Annotated in this window: 18 protein-coding genes and 2 pseudogenes; 16 read left to right on the top strand and 4 right to left on the bottom strand. The window is 65.0% G+C overall.

Annotated features, from left to right (window positions below):
* Nucleotides 1-43 precede the first annotated feature (43 nt).
* Nucleotides 44-649 carry a response regulator transcription factor gene (locus ABZ827_RS24355; protein WP_357240826.1) on the top strand — a complete coding sequence of 202 codons (606 nt, stop codon included), beginning with the start codon at nt 44-46 and terminating at the stop codon, nt 647-649.
* A 124-nt stretch (nt 650-773) separates the two neighbouring features.
* Here the strand turns inward: ABZ827_RS24355 and ABZ827_RS24350 are convergent, their stop codons facing one another.
* Complete coding sequence (locus tag ABZ827_RS24350) at nt 774-929, bottom strand: hypothetical protein (protein ID WP_357240823.1); 156 nt, start codon at nt 927-929, stop codon at nt 774-776.
* Nucleotides 930-1195: 266 nt separating this feature from the next.
* Nucleotides 1196-1342, bottom strand: a complete 147-nt coding sequence (locus tag ABZ827_RS24345; RefSeq protein WP_357240820.1) for a hypothetical protein — start codon at nt 1340-1342, stop codon at nt 1196-1198.
* A 202-nt stretch (nt 1343-1544) separates the two neighbouring features.
* Between ABZ827_RS24345 and ABZ827_RS24340 the strand changes: the two are divergent.
* The 8 genes and pseudogenes from ABZ827_RS24340 to ABZ827_RS24305 form a co-directional block, all read left to right on the top strand.
* Nucleotides 1545-1739: pseudogene (locus ABZ827_RS24340) on the top strand (LysR family transcriptional regulator); the annotation flags it as partial.
* 18 nt (nt 1740-1757) lie between these two features.
* Nucleotides 1758-2492, top strand: coding sequence for a LysR substrate-binding domain-containing protein (locus ABZ827_RS24335; protein ID WP_357241099.1), 735 nt, complete (start codon nt 1758-1760; stop codon nt 2490-2492).
* Nucleotides 2493-2620: 128 nt separating this feature from the next.
* Complete coding sequence (locus ABZ827_RS24330) at nt 2621-4213, top strand: glycosyltransferase (protein ID WP_357240818.1); 1593 nt, start codon at nt 2621-2623, stop codon at nt 4211-4213.
* Nucleotides 4206-5495 carry a DUF692 family multinuclear iron-containing protein gene (locus tag ABZ827_RS24325; RefSeq protein WP_357240816.1) on the top strand — a complete coding sequence of 430 codons (1290 nt, stop codon included), beginning with the start codon at nt 4206-4208 and terminating at the stop codon, nt 5493-5495. The genes ABZ827_RS24330 and ABZ827_RS24325 overlap by 8 nt, the downstream gene beginning before the upstream one ends.
* Nucleotides 5496-5714: 219 nt before the next feature.
* Nucleotides 5715-6449 (top strand): phytanoyl-CoA dioxygenase family protein, encoded by a 735-nt coding sequence (locus tag ABZ827_RS24320; protein WP_357240812.1) that lies wholly within the window; start codon nt 5715-5717, stop codon nt 6447-6449.
* Nucleotides 6449-7663, top strand: coding sequence for an MFS transporter (locus ABZ827_RS24315; RefSeq protein WP_357240809.1), 1215 nt, complete (start codon nt 6449-6451; stop codon nt 7661-7663). The genes ABZ827_RS24320 and ABZ827_RS24315 overlap by 1 nt, the downstream gene beginning before the upstream one ends.
* Nucleotides 7660-8940, top strand: coding sequence for an asparagine synthase-related protein (locus ABZ827_RS24310; RefSeq protein ID WP_357240806.1), 1281 nt, complete (start codon nt 7660-7662; stop codon nt 8938-8940). Before ABZ827_RS24315 ends, ABZ827_RS24310 begins: the two co-directional genes overlap by 4 nt.
* A complete protein-coding gene (locus ABZ827_RS24305) occupies nt 8937-9596 on the top strand; it encodes a hypothetical protein (protein WP_357240803.1) in 660 nt (219 codons plus the stop codon). The genes ABZ827_RS24310 and ABZ827_RS24305 overlap by 4 nt, the downstream gene beginning before the upstream one ends.
* A gap of 171 nt (nt 9597-9767) precedes the next feature.
* On the opposite strand, the gene ABZ827_RS24300 is transcribed toward ABZ827_RS24305, so the two are convergent.
* The gene (locus ABZ827_RS24300) at nt 9768-10118 is read right to left on the bottom strand and encodes a hypothetical protein (protein WP_357241138.1); all 351 of its coding nucleotides are present in this window, start codon (nt 10116-10118) and stop codon (nt 9768-9770) included.
* A 29-nt stretch (nt 10119-10147) separates the two neighbouring features.
* Nucleotides 10148-10420: pseudogene (locus ABZ827_RS24295) on the bottom strand (TnsA-like heteromeric transposase endonuclease subunit); the annotation flags it as partial.
* Between the two features lie 375 nt (nt 10421-10795).
* Between ABZ827_RS24295 and ABZ827_RS24290 the strand changes: the two are divergent.
* From ABZ827_RS24290 to ABZ827_RS24260, 7 genes are read left to right on the top strand one after another with little or no spacing between them, the layout of a single operon-like run.
* Entirely contained in the window at nt 10796-12511 is a 1716-nt protein-coding gene (locus ABZ827_RS24290) for an acyclic terpene utilization AtuA family protein (protein WP_357240800.1), read from the top strand.
* On the top strand, nt 12508-13659 hold the full coding sequence (locus ABZ827_RS24285; protein ID WP_357240797.1) for an acyl-CoA dehydrogenase family protein: 1152 nt from the start codon (nt 12508-12510) through the stop codon (nt 13657-13659). The genes ABZ827_RS24290 and ABZ827_RS24285 overlap by 4 nt, the downstream gene beginning before the upstream one ends.
* Complete coding sequence (locus tag ABZ827_RS24280) at nt 13656-15254, top strand: acyl-CoA carboxylase subunit beta (RefSeq protein ID WP_357240794.1); 1599 nt, start codon at nt 13656-13658, stop codon at nt 15252-15254. The genes ABZ827_RS24285 and ABZ827_RS24280 overlap by 4 nt, the downstream gene beginning before the upstream one ends.
* 8 nt (nt 15255-15262) lie before the next feature.
* A complete protein-coding gene (locus ABZ827_RS24275) occupies nt 15263-17350 on the top strand; it encodes a biotin carboxylase N-terminal domain-containing protein (protein WP_357240791.1) in 2088 nt (695 codons plus the stop codon).
* 21 nt (nt 17351-17371) lie between these two features.
* A complete protein-coding gene (locus ABZ827_RS24270) occupies nt 17372-18532 on the top strand; it encodes an acyl-CoA dehydrogenase family protein (protein WP_357240788.1) in 1161 nt (386 codons plus the stop codon).
* A 22-nt stretch (nt 18533-18554) separates the two neighbouring features.
* Nucleotides 18555-19385, top strand: coding sequence for an enoyl-CoA hydratase family protein (locus tag ABZ827_RS24265; RefSeq protein WP_357240785.1), 831 nt, complete (start codon nt 18555-18557; stop codon nt 19383-19385).
* Between the two features lie 6 nt (nt 19386-19391).
* Nucleotides 19392-19994 (top strand): TetR/AcrR family transcriptional regulator, encoded by a 603-nt coding sequence (locus ABZ827_RS24260; protein WP_357240781.1) that lies wholly within the window; start codon nt 19392-19394, stop codon nt 19992-19994.
* The last annotated feature ends 22 nt before the right edge of the window (nt 19995-20016 follow it).

Raw genomic sequence — 20016 nt, 5'->3', positions numbered from 1 at the left:
CCGTGTGCCGGACCGGCGGGTTCGCGTCACGAAGGGACCGGGCATGATCCGCCTGTTGCTCGCCGACGATCAGGCATTGGTGCGCGGGGCGCTCGCCGCCCTGCTCGGGCTGGAATCCGATCTCGAGGTCGTCGCCGAGGTGGGCCGCGGCGACGAGGTCCTCGATGCGGTCGCCCGCACGAAACCCGATGTGGTGCTGCTCGATGTCGAAATGCCGGGACTGGACGGAGTCGAGGTCGCCGGTCTGCTCCGCGCGAGATATCCCGAGGTGCGGGTGCTCATCGTGACGACGTTCGGCCGGCCGGGTTATCTGCGCCGGGCGATCGACGCGGGCGCCGGCGGGTTCGTGGTCAAGGACACGCCCGCCCGCGAACTCGCCGATGCCGTGCGGCGCGTCCATATGGGTCTGCGGGTCGTGGATCCGGCACTGGCCACCGAGACGCTGACGGCGGGTACCTCACCGCTGACCGCCCGGGAGCGCGAAGTCCTCGTCGCCGCGGCGGATGGGGCGAAGGCCGCGGTGATCGCTCAGCGCCTGCACCTGTCCGAAGGCACGGTGCGCAACCATCTCTCCTCGGCGATCGGCAAGACCTCGACCAGAACCCGCGCGGAGGCGGTCCGCGCCGCGGAAAGGCTGGGCTGGATCTAGGGTCCGCGCTGGCCCTGCCCGGCGCAGAGGGGTAGGGCCGGCGCGGTATTCGATCCGGCGACCGGCCCGTGGACCTGTCCGCCGTTCGGGGATTGCCCAGTCCTACGGCGCCGGAAACCACCGATCACAACAGCCAGAGCACCGCTCCCGCTGCCGCGAGAACCGCGCAGACACCCAGGCTGATCGCCAGTGGGCGCGAGTTCTTCCAGGTCGTGTAGGCACCGCCGATCAGGAATCCGGCGAGAGTGAACAACAGGACAGCAGCGAGATCGGTGGACACGGGACCCTATTTTGCCTGGTCGCCTCGGGTGCCGGTGGCCGGGTGGGATATCGCGCGGCCTCGGTTCCGGCGCTCCGGCTGTCGGTTCTCAGGGCACCTGGCGCACCGCACCTCGTCTGAGCTGCGATGCGCCACTTGCATCAGTCATGCGGGCATCGGTTTCTTCTCATCCAAAGTGGCGGATTATCGGTTGATCCGCTCTGATTCCGTCTGTCCAAGGTGCACTGACCTGGCGGCGCGGGGCCATTTCCGCCACTTCGGACGGGCTATAGATCCTGTCCGTGGACGTCGATGGCGTCGCGGACGTTCTGCTTCAGTTGCTGTTCCCGCACTGCTCCCAGGTCCGCGTCGGCAGCGTGACCGAGTCGCAGATCACGGTTCGGTTCGAGGTGGCCGCGGGCTTGGGACCGCATCGAAGTGGGCCACAGCCCTGGGGTTCCCAACGCAGCGCAGGTGTCCCTGACCGCGACTTTTTGACTGTCAAGGGAACCGAACGAATGAAGGGCACGTCCAAGTCTTGTGTGTGTGAGAACAGCTCTGGGCGGACCGCCCGGAGAGCTGGAGCTGACGAGTTGTTGGCAGGTCCGGATTTTTTCGGCTTGAAGCGGCAGGGGCGTGACTGTGGGACTTGGGGACAATGTCGAGTTCAGGGACCTTCGCGTTTTCCTGGAGGTCGCTGATTCACTACACTTCAGACGAGCAGCGCAACACCTCGGCTATTCGCAGGCTCGTGTAAGCCAAATCATCCTCCAACTCGAACGAAATATCGGCTGTCCGCTCTTCCTCCGGTCGAGCCGGCGAGTCGAGCTCACCAGCCGCGGAGCACGATTGAAGGCCGAGCTTCAAGCCCCGCTGCAGGATTTACGTGCTGCCTTGACGCACGCGGCAGGGCCTGCACGCGCTCTGTCCGAGCCGGTGCGCCTCGGGTTCGTCACGCCGGCTGCGGCAGGACCGTTCATGGTGGATATCGTGCGGGAGTTTCGCCAAAGACATCCTGAATCAACTGTCGAAGAAATCGATGTTGGTTTGAACCAGGACCCGCTTGCGTGCCTGCACCGCAAAGAAATCGACCTTCTGGCTATCAGGCTGCCTATCAACAGGGACGGGTTGACCGTGGGTCCGGTCGTCTCCAGCGAAAACCGAGTCTTGGCGGTCTGCATCGACCATCCTCTCGCCGAATACAATGCCGTCAGTTGGGATGCGGTGGCCGAGTATCTGGTAGCTGCGGTTCCGGCCTTCCCGATCGAAGCATATCGACATCTCGTGCCGGAGTACTCGCCGTCCGGCATCGCGATCCGCCGCGGTCCCGAAGTGCGCAGCTTTGCCGAACTCCTGCTCAGGGTAGCCCGAGGCGAAGTGGTCCATCCCACCGTAGCCTCCCTCAGCCTCTACCACCGCCACCCGAGGGTCACGACTGTGCCGCTGCTGGATCCGTCACCGAGCCGAAGCGGTCTTATCTGGTCAACACGCGATATCCATACTGCGGCAGCAGCGTTCGTCGACTGCGCACGCCAGATACTGGCCGAGTCTCGGCTGGAGCCGGTAAGCGGAGGTGATCGCTGAGATAAGTAAGTAGCTCTTGATCGCAGCCACTTTGGGCTGTGAAATGGGAACCAACGACCCGGGCAGCCGAAGGAATCGGCGATCAGGGGGACTCGGTCGAAAGTGCAACAGTAACTTGGGGGGATTGCGTGCGCGTATTCTACTTCACGAAATTTCCGCCGCTTCAAGGCGGCATGAGCGCCCGTGGGCTGTTCACCGCACTGGAGCTGGGGCGGCGAGGACACGAGGTGCACATTTTCTCCGATCCACTCGCCGCTGCCAGCCACGAGCGAGTAAACGCGGCCCCACTGCGAGAACTTTTCGATTACGTCGACCACAAGGTGACAATTCATTTCGCGGAGACGGACGAACATATCTTCTACCGTCGCCATCCCGGAGGCCGGCCCGCGGTTTCTCAGCTCGCCTCGCTGGCATTGTCCGTCACTGACGAACACAGGCCCGATGTCATTTTTGGGTCGTTCATGGAACCATACGGTATCGCTGCATACCTCGTCAGCAAGGTCACTGCCACCCCCCTTGTCGCAACCCACGCGGGAAGCGACATCGGACGTTTGATGCGTGCACGCGACAGCCAGTTCCTCTACCGCCAGGTATTTCTCGACTCCTCCGCTGTTCTCACCACACCGCGGCATTCGGCATACCTCGCCCTCATGGGCGTGCCAGCTCGGAAATTGCACGCGCTACCGGTTCCCGCGCCGGCCTGGGCACCCAATGCACCCGCTGCACCACACGATGGGCCGCCGACGGTGCTGATGTACGGCAAGCTTCCGACCGACGACAGCTATATCCGCCACGTTATCGAGGACTGCGCACACATCGGTGTCCGAACCGAGGTCATCGGACATATCGCCTGGCCCGCGTCCAACAGCACAGATGATGCGACCACATTGCCGACCTCCCCTTTCGTCTGGCCCTGGAAAATACCCGGCCTCATCTCGGAATCTGGTCTGGTAGCAGCGCTGCGCAGCAGCGGCAACGCAGAGGTGCAGCACCACCACGGGTTGACACCTGTCGAGGCGGCAGCGATGGGCCGGGCGGTCGCGCTGCACCCGAGCGACGCAGCCAACTTCCACATGACGAAGCTCGGATTACCCACTTCGCACACCGAGATGATGAAGCTTCTCGGTGCGCAAGATGCGCGCAGGGAGCTGATAGGACTCGGGCAAGCGTGTTTCGATTGGCTGCAAGAGCAATTGGCATCGGGCGTAATCGGCCTGGTGCCATTCGAGACCTATGCCGACCGCGTCGAGCGTGTGCTGTCGGCTCCTGACGAGCCCGCCGACGACAGAGTCGTCGCCGACAGAGTGACCAGGCTGCTGAAGGCTCACATCCCGAAAGGGGCGGATACGCAGGAAATTCTGCGTGAACGTCGCCAGGCATACCGCCCCAGTACGGCGTCGCTGCACCACATCGACTCGGGGGCCGACGCTCGAATCGTACGGCGAGTGCCGATGCGGTACCTCGAGCTCCCCGAGCAACAGTTCCACATCATCGCGCAATCGGCCGGGAGCCATCCACACGAGCACATCGTCGCGCAGTCGGCGATGGCACTGTTAGAGGCAGCCGACGGATCTCCAAAGCGCGCCGAACTCGATCCGGACGACATCACGCTACTGCACGGGCTGATGTCCCGTGGATTGATCGCGGTGTGCGACGCCGACCTGCTGCCGTCGAAGAACGAGGTGCCCTCACTGTCGAGAATCGAGCCGTCACATGGCTGATACGCGTCCCATGAATGTCGGACTTTCCTATCGGCCGAACTTCCGCGACTTCTGCTTTTCCGACGAGGGGCGTCGTCTGATCGGCCACCTGGAAATGCCGGTCGAGCACATCATGGGCTATGGCAGCGCAAGTGCGGCGGCGATCCGCTTGGCACGGATCTATCCGGTGATACTCCATGGCGTCAGTCAGTCATTCGGATCGGCGGCGTTTCCTCCCCGGGCCGACTCCACCCGAATCACCCGCCGAGCCGTCGAGTTGCTGCGACCGGCCTGGGCGGGTGACCACCTCTCGACCTCACTGGTCGGTGGGCTCGATTCCCGGCAACTGCTTCCGGTCGAGCGGTCCGCTCAGATGGCGACGGCGCTCGCACAGCGAGCAGAGGCCTTCCGTCGCGCCATCGGGATTCCCGTAGTGCTGGAATACATCGCCCACTCTTTCGATCCCGGCGGAACGTTGTCCGAGGTCGAATTCATCAACTCCGTGATCCGTGCATGCAATTGCGGGCTTCTTCTCGATCTGCACAACGTGTACGCGAACTCGATCAACTTCGACTTCGACCCCTTCGCACTTCTCGCCGAACTGCCGCTGGATCGAGTCGAACAGATACACATCGCCGGCGGTGAGTTCAACAACGGATTCTACTTCGACTCACATGACGCCAGCGTGCCCGATGTCGTCTGGGCTCTGCTGGCAGAAGTTCTGGCCCGGATCGGTCCCACCGCGACAACGCTCGAGCGGGATGGAACCAGCGCACGGCAGGACGATATCGCTGCCGACCTCGAGACCGCCATCCGCATCGCCGAGAAAACGGCGCACCGACCATGGACCAGCGCACCGCAGTCGACGATTCCACGGCGCAAGTCCGCCGATTCGCACGAACCGAATTCGGGCACCGGTTCCGCCGGTGCCGACGACGCGTTCGAAAATTCACGGAAAGCAAGAACCTGCTCGACGATACGAAAGAATTTCCCGCTCTCATGGAAAGTGGCCGAGCCTGAAATACTCGCGAATTGGCAATCAATCGAAAATGTGTGCGCGCAATACGCCACGGTTGCCGACAAGGCTGCTGCAGCAACAACGCTCATCGCCGACCTCGTCGATCCGGATGAGCACTGGCGCGTCGCCGTCGACACTCAGCTGTCGCTGCTCGTATACGCGGAAGACTCCGGAGAGCCAATTGTCGTGAAAATGCCCGCCAAGGACGGGGAAATCATTCTCCGGCGGAATCCGGACTTGACTATCACAGTCAAGCACCGCGCGACCGATGAGTCGCGTGCGTGACGAACCGAACAATTGACTTCATAGAAGGGAGGTGGCACACATGAACAAGCTGGAGGCAATCAGCGATGTCGAGTTCGGCATCGAAATGGAAGCGGACGGCGGGATCTGCGACCAGATCGTCCACGGCGGGTAATACCCGCGACCGATGCGTCCCGGGACGTGGCCATACGCCACGCCCGGGACGCACCACTACCAGAGAGGACGAACGTGACTGCTGCTGTGACACTCAGACAAGCGGGCTACTTCGTATCGCCGACACGGATACAACCCGAAACGCTCGAGCTGCTCCACACAGCCAGTGACGCTGCGGTGCGCAACGCCCAGGCCTCCTCTCGCTCCGAACACACCAACCGACTCGGACTCGCCCAGGACGGCGCGGCCTACGTCCGCCGGATCGAAAAGCTGTGGAAGCACGACCCGGCCTTCGCCTCACTGCTCGTCTTCGAACCCATCGTGAGCATCGCCGAATCGGCGATCGGCACTACGATCATGCCGGTCAACGCCCAGCTGGTAATCAAAGGAGCTCACGAAAACAACTCCCTGGACTGGCATTTCGATCCAGACATCGCCGAACACCCCCGGCCGAGCGAAGACTACGTCCTCGCAATCTATCTGGACACCTCAACCACCGATAACGGTGCTGTGCAAGTCGTATCCGGTTCACATCGATGGAGCCTCGCGCAGCGGCAGGCCTGGCTACGGAATCAACCGCAGATCTCCAGCCACAACCTACCCGCCGGCGCCGTCGAGCTGAATTGCCCCCGCGGCACAATCGGCCTGCACGAGCGAGGAATTCTCCACGGGTCACCCCGCAACCGAACGCCCCAGCAGCGCCGAACCATATACCTTCACTACCGCAGCACCGAATTCCTGCGCGCCACCAAAGGCCCCGACTACGTCGACAAACTGGCGGCCTCGCTCGCGGGCCTGCCGGGACTGGTCCCGGTGCACTGATGGGCAAGCTGACCATATGGCTCATCGCTGCCGCCAACGGCACCTCCGCATTGGGTAACACCGCGCTGTTCACCGGTGTCGTATGGATTCTCGTAAACGGCCACGGAGACGCCCGGACAGCAGGGTTCATGATGGCGGTCTGCGGCGCGACAACGGTGCTGTTGTCACCCGCGGCCGGAGCACTGCTGGACCGCCCAGGCGGAATACGAATGATTCTGGCAGCCGACTACGGCGCCTGTGCCGTTCTCAGCGCGCTCGTACTGTTCGGCGACGGCTCCTCGCTGACCGCCCTATGGATCGCGATGCTGGCCACCGCCGTCGGCGGGCTCGCATACGGCCCGGGCTTACAGATGCTGATAGGACGTTTCATCCCGGCCGACCGCCGCCGAAACGCGAACGCCAAGCTGCACTCGGCAAGCCGCATCGGGCTCATACTCGGCCCTCTCCTCGGCGGCGCAGTCGTCTCGTTCGCAGGGCAACGCGGACTCCTCGCCTTCGACGCCGCGACATTCCTGGTATCGGGAATCATCCTCACCGTCATCTACCTGCGTCCTTCCGCCCGCGAACATCTGCGCCGGAACCCGAGCCGAAAACAGGTCAGCTTCGCCGACAGCCTGCGCTTCATGATCAGTAACAGAATCGTCCGCTGGGTGCTCGTGGTCGGCGCGACGGTGAACATGCTGACCTCCGGGTTCGCCATCCTGCTGCCGGTGCTGGCCGCACGAACCGACGGATCCGGGGTGAGCTACGGCGTTCTGTACTCCATCTACCAGGGGGGTATGCTGCTGCTCGCGGTAACACTGAGCAGCGAGAGAAGTTCCCGGCTTCCAGCTGGGCGGGACTCCCTCGCAGTCGCCTGTTCGCTGGCAGTTTTCTCGGCAGGTTTCATCACCGCCGTTCTTGCCGACAATCTGTGGGTGCTCGGCGCCTCGGTATTCGCGGTCGGTGCGGGCCTCAGCGCGACCTCGCTGTTCGCCGACACCAAGTTCCTGGTCAGCGTGCCCGAGGAAATGCAGGGCCGCGTCTTCTCCCTGGCAAATTCGATACTCGGTAGCCTCCGCCCGGCTGGCAGCGCCCTCGGCGGTGTGCTCGCAAGCATCTCCACTGTCGCGATGGGCGTCATTGGCGCCACCGCCGCCGCCGGCTGCGCCGTGTTCATGGCAGCACGCAAACCACTGGAACCTGTCCACACCATGCAGGAGGCACATCGATGAACCGTCCCAAGTATTCACTGCCGGGCGCCCCCGTCATACGTCGAACCGCAGCCACGACCACCGTGCAGACCAGCGTGCTGGGCGGACAGCCCTTCTACGCCCACCACCACGACGCCAACGGCTGGCACATCTCACAGTCGCTCGCAGACATCACGGTCGGGCATGCGGACCCGGTCATCGACGCCGAACGAATAGCTGAGCTGCGTTCCGCACCGATGTCCTCATGGCCTGACGGGCTCACCTCCTTCATCCGTGACGTTCACGTGCTCGACGCGAACTCGACCTACCACTTCACGGACGGTGACCCCGAATACCGTGTCGAATCCCACCGCCACGAATGGACTACAAGTCCGTCACTGACACCAACCTCGCTCATCGAGCACCTGACCGCCGCGCTCCAGCATGCCCAGATGCCGCAATCGCCACTTCTGTTCCTCTCAGGCGGCCTCGACAGCGCTGTGCTGGCGGTCGTGATGGCCGACCGCGGAATAGATTTCGACGCCATCTGCATTTTCGACGGGCACAACGCCGATGATGTCGACTACGCCACCGCCCTCGCTACCGAATTGGGCCTGCCTTTCTCCGTGCACGAGTTCGACTACAACGCATTCATATCTGGACTGCCACGTGCTGTGGCGGCCTTCAGTGACCCACGACCGGACCTGTTCTTCGCATCCGGTCTGCTGGACTGCCTGTCCACGATCGGGCCCGGCAAGTATCGGACCGTCATCGGCGGCGAGCCCGCCGACGCACTGCTCGGCGGGCTTCGCACCCAGGTGACCGCCGTGAACGATAGAGCTCGTGAGGCTGTCCGAACTGCAGCGCTGCGCACTCAGATCCCACGAGACATAGCGATTCTGGAACAGGCCAGCGCGACCGTCGGCGCCGATGCCACCTGCCCCTACGGCTATCTTCCCCTGGCATCGGCTGCAATGTCGACCAGCTGGCCAAGCCTGCTCGACGCCGGCCACGCGCAGCACCCGACCGGCGAACTCGGCGGGCCAGGCTACAAGATTCTCCAGGCCGGAGCCGCGCAACTGCTCCCCAGCTCAGAGTTACGTCGAATAGCCACACGGACCAAACGAGGGCTCCCGTCTTCTGCTGCCACCCACTGGCGGAAACTCCAGAGCGAACTATCCGAGGACCCGCACGATGCCCAGCCCATGCTGGAACTCGGCGTGCACATCTACGAACAACTGTTCGTACACGGATTGAGCGTGACCGAGATATCTGTCGAAGAGTCGATCTCACACGCAAAGGGCGGCACTCGGGCATGAGCTTCGCTACCCGTGTACTGACAGAATCCACTCTGTCTCAGTACGTCGATGAGTACCACCGAACCCGCTTCACCCAGATACCGCACATGATCGGCGATCCCCACATACGAGAGCTGACCGAGACGATGTCGCAGCTCGTCGACGAGTCCGAACAAATCGTTGTCGGACACCAGGCAGCCGAGAACTCCCGCGAAATCACTGGCGGAAGCCGGTATCTTCGATTCGATCCAGGCCACCCACAAGCAGACCCCGCGCAACGCGAGATCCAGCTCGAACTGTTGAACCAATCCAATCTGGCCAAGCTCGGCGAACGGATCGCAACTGCACTGACACCTGTCGTCGGCGCAGTGCTCGGTGACCACGCCGAGTTCTGCCGCTGCTACTTCCTGGCATATCGACCCGGCGACTACATATCCGCCCACGACGACAAACAGACCGGCAATCGGATCAACGTGCAGATCCCAATCCCACACGAATGTCGCTCGTGCATCCGGATACTCGACGAAAACTCACGCTTGATGGAAGTGAAGGAGGACATCGCCGGCCAGCTTCGGTTCCTGGGACCCGCAGTCTGGCACGATGTGCCACCATTCGTTGCCGACTCCCACTCGATGCGCTACAACTTCATGCTTCGGTACCGCTACGGCAGATCCTGAGGGTCCATGCACAGCAAGTCCCGTGTCAGACGCTAGTATCCGTCCTCTGACCTGCAGCTATAGTGCTCCGGCCGTGCGCGAACCGGCTCCGTTATCTGGACAGACCGACATCCATCCGTTGTTCGCGGGGCGGTGATGCGCAGGCTGTCGCCCTGGCCACGTCATCAATTCTCATTTGAAGTGGTGGATTGCTGGCAGGATGGCGGTCTGGTAGTGCGGGTTGTAGGGGCGGTGGCTGTGGACGCGGCGCCAGTACTCGTGCCTGGTGGGCCGGTGGCGTTTGCGCTGGTCGATGACCCAGCCTTTGATCGGGTCGACGTGGTAGGACCAGGCGAGCCGGCGGCCGAATTCCCGGGATTGCCCGAGCCGGCGGGCGATGAGTTCGTAGAACTGGAGCAGGTCGACGTTGCTGTGGGCCATGGCGATGTGCCGGCGCCATTCGAGGTCGCAGAGCACTTCGGTGATGGTGACCGCTTCGGGCAGCACCAGCAGCCCCGGCGGCGTGCCGGGCGCCATGTGCATGGCGGTTGCGCGCGGTCACGTTCCCGGACCAGGTGCAGCGGCCTTGAGTCCATCACCGCCACCGTCCCGTCGGCCGAACGCACCAGTAGATCCGGGGCATGACGGCGCGGTTTACCCCGCTCCGGTGTCCACACCAGCCAGAACGGCTGCGACACGATCCCGACCACCGACGCATCGAAATCCAGCGCAACCAGGTGATCGCGCTCCACCCACGACTCGAACCCGATCAAACGGCCCAGCGTGCACGCCCAGTACCAGCCGGGATAGTTCCGCTGCCCCCGATACGACGGAAATGACCGCACCGGCCGCTCCAACTCCTCGACCACCTCCGGTAACCACCCCCATGGCACCCGGCGCTCCAACCCCGCCCTGGTCACGAACACTGCCTCGAACTCGTCGGCACAGCTCAACTGCGCAATTTCTCCCAGCACCGACGCATCATGCGCCACCCGAATGAGAAGCCGCGCCAACGCCGCGCCACATGAATGAGAATCGCGCCAGATCAACTGAGAACCGACACTTCGGCGGCTGATTTGTGCCCGATATCTCCCGATCCGGATTAACAAGCACGCGTGCTTGCTTTTTTCCGGAGGGGCTGTGATGCTTGAGCGGTACGTGGACAGCCACGGGCGTCATCTCTGTCCCCGCCCGGTGCCCAGTAGGAGGCGTAACCGCTGATGAGTGGTCTGGCCGCCGATCCGGACGTGATCCGGATCGGTAATTGTTCGGGGTTCTACGGCGACCGGTTCAGCGCCATGCGCGAGATGCTCGAGGGCGGGCAACTCGATGTGCTCACCGGGGACTATCTCGCCGAACTGACCATGCTGATCCTGGGCCGCGACCGGATGAAGGATTCCGGCCTCGGCTACGCGAAGACCTTCCTGCGCCAGCTCGAGGAATGCCTCGGACTCGCCCTGGAACGTAACGTCCAGATCGTCACCAACGCCGGCGGTGTGAACCCGGCCGCCCTCGCGCGGAAGGTGCGGGAACTGGCCGAGCGGCTCGGGCTGGAGGTGCGCGTCGGACATGTCGAGGGCGACGACCTCACCGGCCGCGCGGCCGAGCTCGGGCTCGGATCGCCACTGACCGCCAACGCCTACCTGGGTGCCTGGGGCATCGTCGACTGCCTGGAGGCGGGTGCCGATGTCGTGGTCACCGGCCGGGTCACCGACGCTTCCGTGGTGGTCGGCCCGGCGGCCGCCCATTTCGGCTGGGATCGTAGGGATTACGACAGGCTCGCCGGTGCCGTGGTCGCCGGGCACGTGATCGAATGCGGCACCCAGGCCACGGGCGGTAATTTCGCGTTCTTCACCGAACTCGCCGATCTCGGCCGGCCCGGATTCCCGATCGCCGAGGTCCGCGCGGACGGTAGCAGCGTTATCACCAAACATGCCGGATCCGGCGGCGCGGTCACCCTGGACACGGTGGCGGCGCAGCTCATGTACGAGATCCAGGGCGCGCGCTACGCCGGACCGGACGTCACCGCCCGCCTGGACACCGTGGAACTGGCGGCCGACGGGGCGGATCGGGTGCTGATCAGCGGTGTCCGGGGTGAGCCGCCACCGCCGCAGTTGAAGGTTTCGCTGAACACCCTGGGCGGTTTCCGTAACGAGATGGAGTTCATCCTCACCGGACTCGATATCGAGGCGAAAGCCGCGCTGGCCCAGCGGCAGCTGGAATCCTGGCTGCCCGAGCGACCCGCCGAACTCGAATGGACGCTGGCCCGCCTGGACCGCCCCGACGCCGATACCGAGGAGCGGGCGAGTGCCCTGCTGCGCTGCGTGGTCCGCGACCCCGACCCGAACAAGGTGGGCCGCGCCTTCTCCAGCGTCGCCGTGGAACTCGCATTGGCCAGCTATCCGGGCTGCAGTTTCACCGCGCCCCCCGGTAACGGTTCGCCCTACGGGGTCTACCGCCCGGGTTTCGTCGACGCCGCTGAGGTTTCGCATACGTCCGTCCGCCCGGCCGGCTGCCGGGTTCTGGTGGGCGCGCCGTCGGAAAGCCAGAAGCTTGCCGAGGTCGCCGAACCCGAACTCCCCGAACCGCTTCCGGCCGCGCCCACGAAACGTGTCCCGCTCGGCACGATCGCCCTGGCCCGTAGCGGCGACAAGGGCGGTGACGCCAATATCGGTGTGTGGGTCAGATCCGATGCGCAGTGGCGCTGGCTGGTGCATACGCTCACCGTCGACCGGTTGCGCGAACTGCTGCCCGAAACCGCGTCGCTGGAAATCACCCGGCATGTATTGCCGAATCTGCGCGCGCTCAACTTTCTGATCTCCGGTCTGCTCGGCGAAGGCGTGGCCTATCAGGCCCGGTTCGATCCGCAGGCCAAGGGACTCGGCGAATGGCTGCGGTCCCGCCATCTCGACATACCGTTGGAGCTGTTGCCGTGAGCACTGTCTGGAATACCCCGGAGCGCCGCGAATTGCGCGCCACCGTACGGGTTTTCGCCGAACGCGAGATCCTGCCCTACCTCGACGAGTGGGAGCGCGACGGCGAGATTCCGCGGGAGTTGCACAAGAAGGCCGGTGAGCTGGGCCTGCTGGGTATCCAGTTTCCGGAATCCGCGGGCGGATCCGGCGGCGACGGGATCGACGGCGCGATCCTCTGCGAGGAGCTGCACTACGCGGGAGTTTCGGGCGGGCTCTTCGCCTCCCTGTTCACCTGCGGTATCGCGGTTCCGCATATCATCGCCGCCGGTGACGCCGAGCAGATCGCGCGCTGGGCGAAACCCACGCTGGCCGGGGAGAAGATCGGTTCGCTGGCCATCACCGAACCCGGCGGCGGCTCCGATGTCGGCCATCTGACCACGACGGCCCGCCGCGACGGCGACCACTACATCGTCAACGGCGCCAAAACCTACATCACCTCCGGTTGCCGCGCCGATTTCGTGGTCACCGCGGTCCGCACCGGTGGCCCCGGATCATCCGGTGTATCGCTGCTGGTGGTGGAGAAGGACACCCCCGGATTCACGGTCAGCCGGAAACTGGACAAGATGGGCTGGCGCGCTTCCGATACCGCGGAACTGTCGTATCAGGATGTGCGGGTACCGGTGACGAATCTGGTGGGTCCGGAGAATTCGGGATTCCTGCAGATCGCGGCCGCTTTCGTCAGCGAGCGGGTGGGCTTGGCCGTCCAGGCGTACTCGAGCGCCCAGCGCTGCCTGGACCTGACACTGGACTGGGTGCGTAATCGGGAGACCTTCGGCCGCCCGCTGATCAGCCGGCAGGCCGTGCAGAACACGGTCACCGATATGGCCCGCCGCGTCGACGTCGCCCGCGTGTACACCCGGGATGTGGCGTCTCGCGCGGCCGCCGGGGAAACCGATCTGATCGCCGAAGTCTGTTTCGCCAAGAACACCGCGGTCGAAGCCGGAGAATGGGTGGCGAATCAGGCTGTCCAATTGTTCGGCGGCCTGGGATACATGCGGGAATCCGAGGTCGAGCGCCAGTACCGCGATATGCGGATCCTCGGGATCGGCGGCGGAACCACCGAAATCCTCACCGGACTGGCCGCGAAACGATTGGGGTATCAGGCATGACCACACTGCGCAGCACCCTCGATACCGGCACCGGTGAATACACCGCGGCGGCGGAGGCAATGACCGCCAAACTGGGTGAGATCGAAGCGGAATTCGAGAAAGTGATCGCCGGCGGCGGTCCGGACAAGCTGGCCCGGCACCGTAAACGCGGCAAGCTGACCGCCCGGGAGCGGATCGAACTGCTCATCGACGAGGATTCACCGTTCCTCGAACTGTGCCCGCTCGCGGCCTGGGGTAGTGAATTCCAGGTGGGGGCGAGCACCGTCGCCGGTATCGGCGTCGTCGAGGGTGTGGAATGCATGATCGTCGCACCCGACCCGACCGTGCGCGGCGGCACTTCCAATCCCTGGACACTGCGGAAAACCTTGCGGGTCAACGACATAATCCGGGAGAACCGGCTGCCGGTGATCTCGCTGGTGGAATCCGGCGGGGCCGACCTGCCCACCCAGAAAGAGGTCTTCGTTCCGGGCGGCCGGATGTTCCGCGACCTCACCCAGGCCTCCGCGGCCGGTATCCCCACCATCGCACTGGTTTTCGGTAATTCCACCGCAGGTGGCGCCTATATCCCGGGGATGTCCGACCACGTGGTGATGATCAAGGAACGTTCCAAGGTCTTCCTGGGCGGGCCGCCGCTGGTGAAAATGGCCACCGGCGAGGAATCCGACGACGAATCCCTGGGTGGCGCGGATATGCACGCCCGGGTATCGGGCCTGGCCGATTACTTCGCGCTCGACGAACAGGACGCGATCCGGATCGGCCGCCGTATCGTCAAACGGCTCAACTGGAAGAAACAGGGTCCGGCGCCGCGTCCGGCCGTGCTCGAACCGCACTACGACCCGGAAGAATTGCTGGGGATCGTTCCACCGGATCTGAAGATCCCGTTCGATCCGCGTGAGGTGATCGCCCGTATCGTCGACGATTCCGATTTCGACGAATTCAAACCGCTCTACGGTTCCAGTCTGGTCACCGGCTGGGCCGAACTGCACGGGTATCCGGTCGGGATTCTCGCCAACGCCCGGGGCGTGCTGTTCTCCGAGGAATCGCAGAAGGCCACGCAGTTCATCCAGCTTGCCAACAAGACGAATACACCGCTGCTGTTCCTGCACAACACCACCGGCTATATGGTCGGCAAGGAATACGAGCAGAAGGGCATCATCAAACACGGTGCCCAGATGATCAACGCGGTATCCAATTCGAAGGTGCCGCATATCTCGCTGCTCATGGGCTCCTCCTACGGCGCCGGGCATTACGGGATGTGCGGTCGCGCCTACGATCCGCGTTTCGTATTCGCCTGGCCGAGCGCGAAATCCGCGGTGATGGGCGGGGCGCAACTGGCCGGGGTCGTCTCGATCGTCGGCCGGGCCGCCGCCGAAGCGCGCGGGCAGGCGTTCGACGAGGAAGCGGACGCCGGGATGCGGGCCGCGGTGGAAGCGCAGATCGAGGCCGAATCGCTGGCGATGTTCATGTCCGGGCGCCTCTACGACGACGGTGTCATCGATCCCCGCGACACCCGAACGGTGCTAGGTATGGCCCTGTCGGCCATCCACACCGCTCCTGTCCAGGGCGCCGAGGGCTTCGGCGTCTTCCGAATGTGAGGCCGGTCGTGTCAGATACACAGCTCATCACCAATGTTCTGGTGGCCAACCGCGGTGAGGTCGCCCGCCGGGTATTCGCGACCTGCCGTCGGATGGGGCTCGGCACCGTCGCCGTGTACTCCGACGCCGACGCGGATGCACCGCATGTGGCCGAGGCCGACGCTGGAGTCCGGCTGCCCGGTAACAGCCCGGCCGATACCTACCTGCGCGCCGATCTGATCATCGACGCGGCTCTTGCCGCGGGCGCCGACGCCGTTCATCCCGGTTACGGTTTCCTCTCCGAGAACGCCGAATTCGCGCGGGCGGTCGAGGCCGCGGGGCTGGTCTGGGTCGGGCCGCCGGTCACCGCCATCGAGGAGATGGGTTCCAAGGTCGCGGCCAAGAAGATGATGGACGCCGCCGGTGTGCCGGTATTGGCCGAACTGGATCCGGACGAGGTGACCGAAGATCAGTTGCCGGTCCTGATCAAGGCGTCGGCCGGTGGTGGCGGTCGCGGGATGCGGGTGGTGCGGACCCTGTCCGAACTCCCCGAGCAGCTCGCCGGCGCCCGGCGGGAAGCCGAATCGGCGTTCGGTGATCCGACCGTGTTCTGCGAGCGTTATCTCGAAACCGGCCGCCATATCGAAGTCCAGGTCATGGCCGATATCCACGGAACGATCTGGGCGGTCGGCGAACGGGAATGCTCGATCCAGCGCCGGCATCAAAAGGTTGTCGAGGAGGCGCCCTCACCCCTGGTCGAGCGGATCGACGCCACGGACTCCGGGCCTGGCCGTAACGCTTCCGGCAGTGGCGTGGCGCCGGATATGCCGCGTAGCGGTGGTATGCGGGACCGGCTGTTCACCGCGGCCCGGCAGGCGGCCGCCGCTATCGGCTACACCGGAGCCGGTACCGTCGAATTCCTCGCGGACGAGACCGGCGAGTTCTTCTTTCTGGAGATGAACACCCGCCTGCAGGTGGAGCATCCGGTCACCGAATGCACCACCGGAATCGATCTGGTGCAGCTCCAGCTCGAGATCGCCCAGGGCGGGCGGCTCGATCCCGAACCTCCCGCGATGCGCGGCCATTCGATCGAGGTCCGGCTCTATGCCGAGGACCCCGCACAGGAATGGCAGCCGCAGAGCGGAACCGTGCACCGTATCGAAATCCCCTCGGTATCGACCGAATTCGATCTGCTCACCCGGCCCGGCGTCCGGCTCGACTCGGGCGTTACCGGCGGATCGGTGGTCGGCGTCCACTACGACCCCATGCTCGCGAAGGTCATCTCCTACGGACGCACCCGCGACGAAGCGGCCCGGCTGCTGGCCGGAGCCTTGCAACGGGGCCGGATCCACGGCCTGGTCACCAACCGCGACCTGCTGGTCCGGGTTCTGCGCCACCGGGCGTTCCTGGCCGGCGATACCGATACCGCCTTCTTCGCCACCCACGGCCTGGACACGCTGGCCGCGCCACTGGTGAGCCCGGACGACGAAAAGCTGTCCATCGTCGCTGCCGCGCTCGCCGAGGCCGCCGCCAACCGCGCGCGGGCCACAGTGGTCGCCGGGTCGCCCAGTGGCTGGCGCAACCTGCCCGCGCAGTCGCAGCGCAAGTCCTATGAGAGCCGGACGACCGGTATCCACGAGATCGACTACCGATTCACCCGTTCCGGTGTGGAGGTGGAGGGTTTCGCGGAGCTCGAATTGATCACGGCTACACCGGAAGAAGTGGTGCTGGCGGTTCCCGGCGGGCAAGGATCGAAAGGCCCGGTGCGGCGCTCGTTCGCCATCGCCCGTTACAGCGATCTCGTCTGTGTGGATTCCGCGCTCGGTCCGGTAGCCGTGCGGCGGCTGCCCAGGTTCACCGATCCCGCCGACCAGATCGTCACCGGTTCGCTGCTGGCTCCCATGCCGGGCAGTGTGATCCGCCTGGGCGCCGAAGTCGGCAGCACCGTCACCGCCGGGCAGCCGATTCTGTGGCTGGAGGCCATGAAGATGGAGCACACCATCACCGCGCCGGCCGACGGCGTGCTCAGCGCCGTGAATGTCGAGGTCGGCCGGCAGGTCGATGTCGGCACCGTGCTCGCCGTGGTGGATCCCGCCGCCGCTGAAGGCCATGAGTAGCACCGAGAACCAGGAGTAGCAATGAGCTTCATCGAATCCGACGAACGCAAAGAGTTGCGTGCCGCGGTCGCCGCGCTGGCCGCCAAATACAGCTACCGCGATTACGTGCTGCCGAAGGCCCGCGCCGGCCGGCCGCTGGACGAACTATGGGACGAAGCGGGCGGGCTCGGTTTCCTCGGGGTGAATCTGCCGGAGGAATACGGTGGCGGCGGCGCCGGAATGTACGAGCTGGCACTGGTGATGGAGGAACTGTCCGCCGAAGGCGCCGGGTTGCTGCTCATGGTGGTGTCGCCCGCGATCTGCGGAACCATCATCACCAAGTACGGCACCGACGCGCAGAAGTCCGAATGGCTACCGAAGCTGGCCGACGGCTCGGCCAAAATGGTTTTCGGGATCACCGAACCCGATGCCGGGTCCAATTCGCACCAGATCACCACCACCGCCCGTCGCGACGGTGACGATTGGCTGCTCACCGGCCGCAAGATCTTCATCTCCGGTGTGGACCAGGCCGAGGCCGTGCTGATCGTGGCCCGCACCGAAGACCATAAGACCGGGAAACTCAAGCCCGCCCTGTTCATCGTCCCCACCGATGCGCCCGGGTTCGAGAAGACCCCGCAGGAAATGGACATCATCGAACCGGATCACCAGTTCACGCTGTTCCTCGACGATGTCCGGCTCCCCTCCACCGCGCTGGTCGGTACGGAGGACGCCGCGCTCATGCAGCTGTTCGCGGGCCTCAACCCGGAACGCATCATGGGCGCCGCGATGGCCGTCGGGATCGGACGCTACGCCCTGGACCGGGCCGTCGAATACGCCAAGGAACGCACGGTATGGAAGTCCCCGATCGGTGCGCACCAAGGTATTTCGCATCCGCTGGCGCAGGTCAAGATCGAGCTCGAGCTCGCCCGGCTGATGATGCTCAAAGCCGCCACCCTGTACGACGCGGGAGACGAGATGGGCGCCGCCGAGGCCGCCAATATGGCGAAATACGCGGCCGCCGAAGCCAGTATCAAATCCCTCGACCAGGCCATCCAGACCCACGGCGGTTCGGGCCTCACCGCGGAATACGGCCTGAGTGCCATGCTCGGGGCCGCCCGTATCGCGCGGGTCGCCCCGGTGAGCCGGGAAATGATCCTCAACTTCGTCGCCCAGCATTCGCTGGGTCTGCCGAAGTCCTACTGAGCGAACGCAAAGGCAGGTTGCCGTGACCGGAGCAGATACCGCCGACCGCGTGGTGGGTTATGCCGTCGAGGACGGGTTCGCCACCCTCACCCTCGACTCCCCGCACAACCGCAACGCCATCTCGTCCGCGCTGGTGACCCAGCTATTGGAGGGGTTCGATCGGGCCGCCGCCGACCCCGCGGTGCGCGGTGTCGTGCTCACGCATACCGGCAACACCTTCTGCGCCGGCGCCGACCTGAAGGAAGCTGTCGACGCCGACCCGGCCGCCGCCGCCGATATCCGCACCCAGTGGATGGTCCGGGTACTGCGCACCATCCTGGAACTGCCGAAACCGGTGGTCGCGCGGGTCGAGGGCAATGTCCGGGCCGGCGGTATGGGTCTGCTCGCGGCCTGCGATATCGCTGTCGCGGGCCGCACCAGTAGTTTCGCCCTCACCGAGGCACGGCTCGGCCTGGCCCCGTTCGTCATCTCGCTGACCCTGCTACCCAAGCTGACGGGCCGCGCCGCCGGCCGCTACTTCCTGACCGGTGAGAAGTTCGACGCCGATACCGCCGAACGTATCGGCCTGATCACCGTCGCCGCGGACGATCCCGCGGCGGCAACAGCCGATCTGCTGACCGAACTCCGGCAGGGTTCACCCCAGGGCCTGGCCGAGAGCAAACGCCTCACAACGGCCGCCCTGCTGGCCGAATTCGACCGCAGCGCCGACGAATTGGCCGAACGCTCCGGCCGTTTCTTCGGCACCCCCGAGGTGATCGAAGGGATGACGGCCTTCCTGCAACGCCGTCCTCCCCGGTGGGCCGAGCCTGCCGCCTCACCCGGACGCTCCACGGAAACACGCTCGGCAGAATAGACACTTATGGCGACACCGCACGAACCCAAACAGGACCGCAGCCGGGCCACCCGGCAGCGCCTCCTCGAGGCGACCATCGACTGTCTGGCCGAAAAGGGCTGGGCAGCGGCAACTGTATCCGTGGTCGCCGAACGGGCCGGAGTGTCGCGCGGTGCCGCCCAACATCATTTCCCGACCCGGGAAGACCTGATCACCGCCGCCCTCACCTTCATGTTCGACACCCGCACCGACCAGGCGATGACGGCAGCGGTCACCGAATCCGGCCTCGCCCGCACCGAAGCGGTGGTCGCCGGCCTGGTCGAGTCCTACACCAGCCCCCTGTTCAAAGCGGCCCTCCAGGTGTGGACCCATGCCGCCGCCGACCCCGCCCTCCGCGAACGAATAGTCCCCCTGGAGGCCCGGTTCGGCCGCGGCGCCCACCGCCGCGCCGTCCGGGCCCTCGGCGTCGACGATTCCGATCCGGTCACCCACCACCTGGTCCAAGCGACCCTCGACCTGGCCCGCGGCCTCGGTCTGGCCGATGTCCTCACCGACGATTCGGCCCGCCGCAAACAGATCGTCCACCAGTGGTCGGTCACCCTGCACGAGGCTCTGGCCGCCCGGCCATAGGCCGTCCCGGACGCGATCACCC

It is taken from the genome of Nocardia sp. NPDC019395, from assembly GCF_040632335.1.
Taxonomy (GTDB): domain Bacteria; phylum Actinomycetota; class Actinomycetes; order Mycobacteriales; family Mycobacteriaceae; genus Nocardia.
This window is presented reverse-complemented; position numbering and strand designations above follow the sequence as displayed.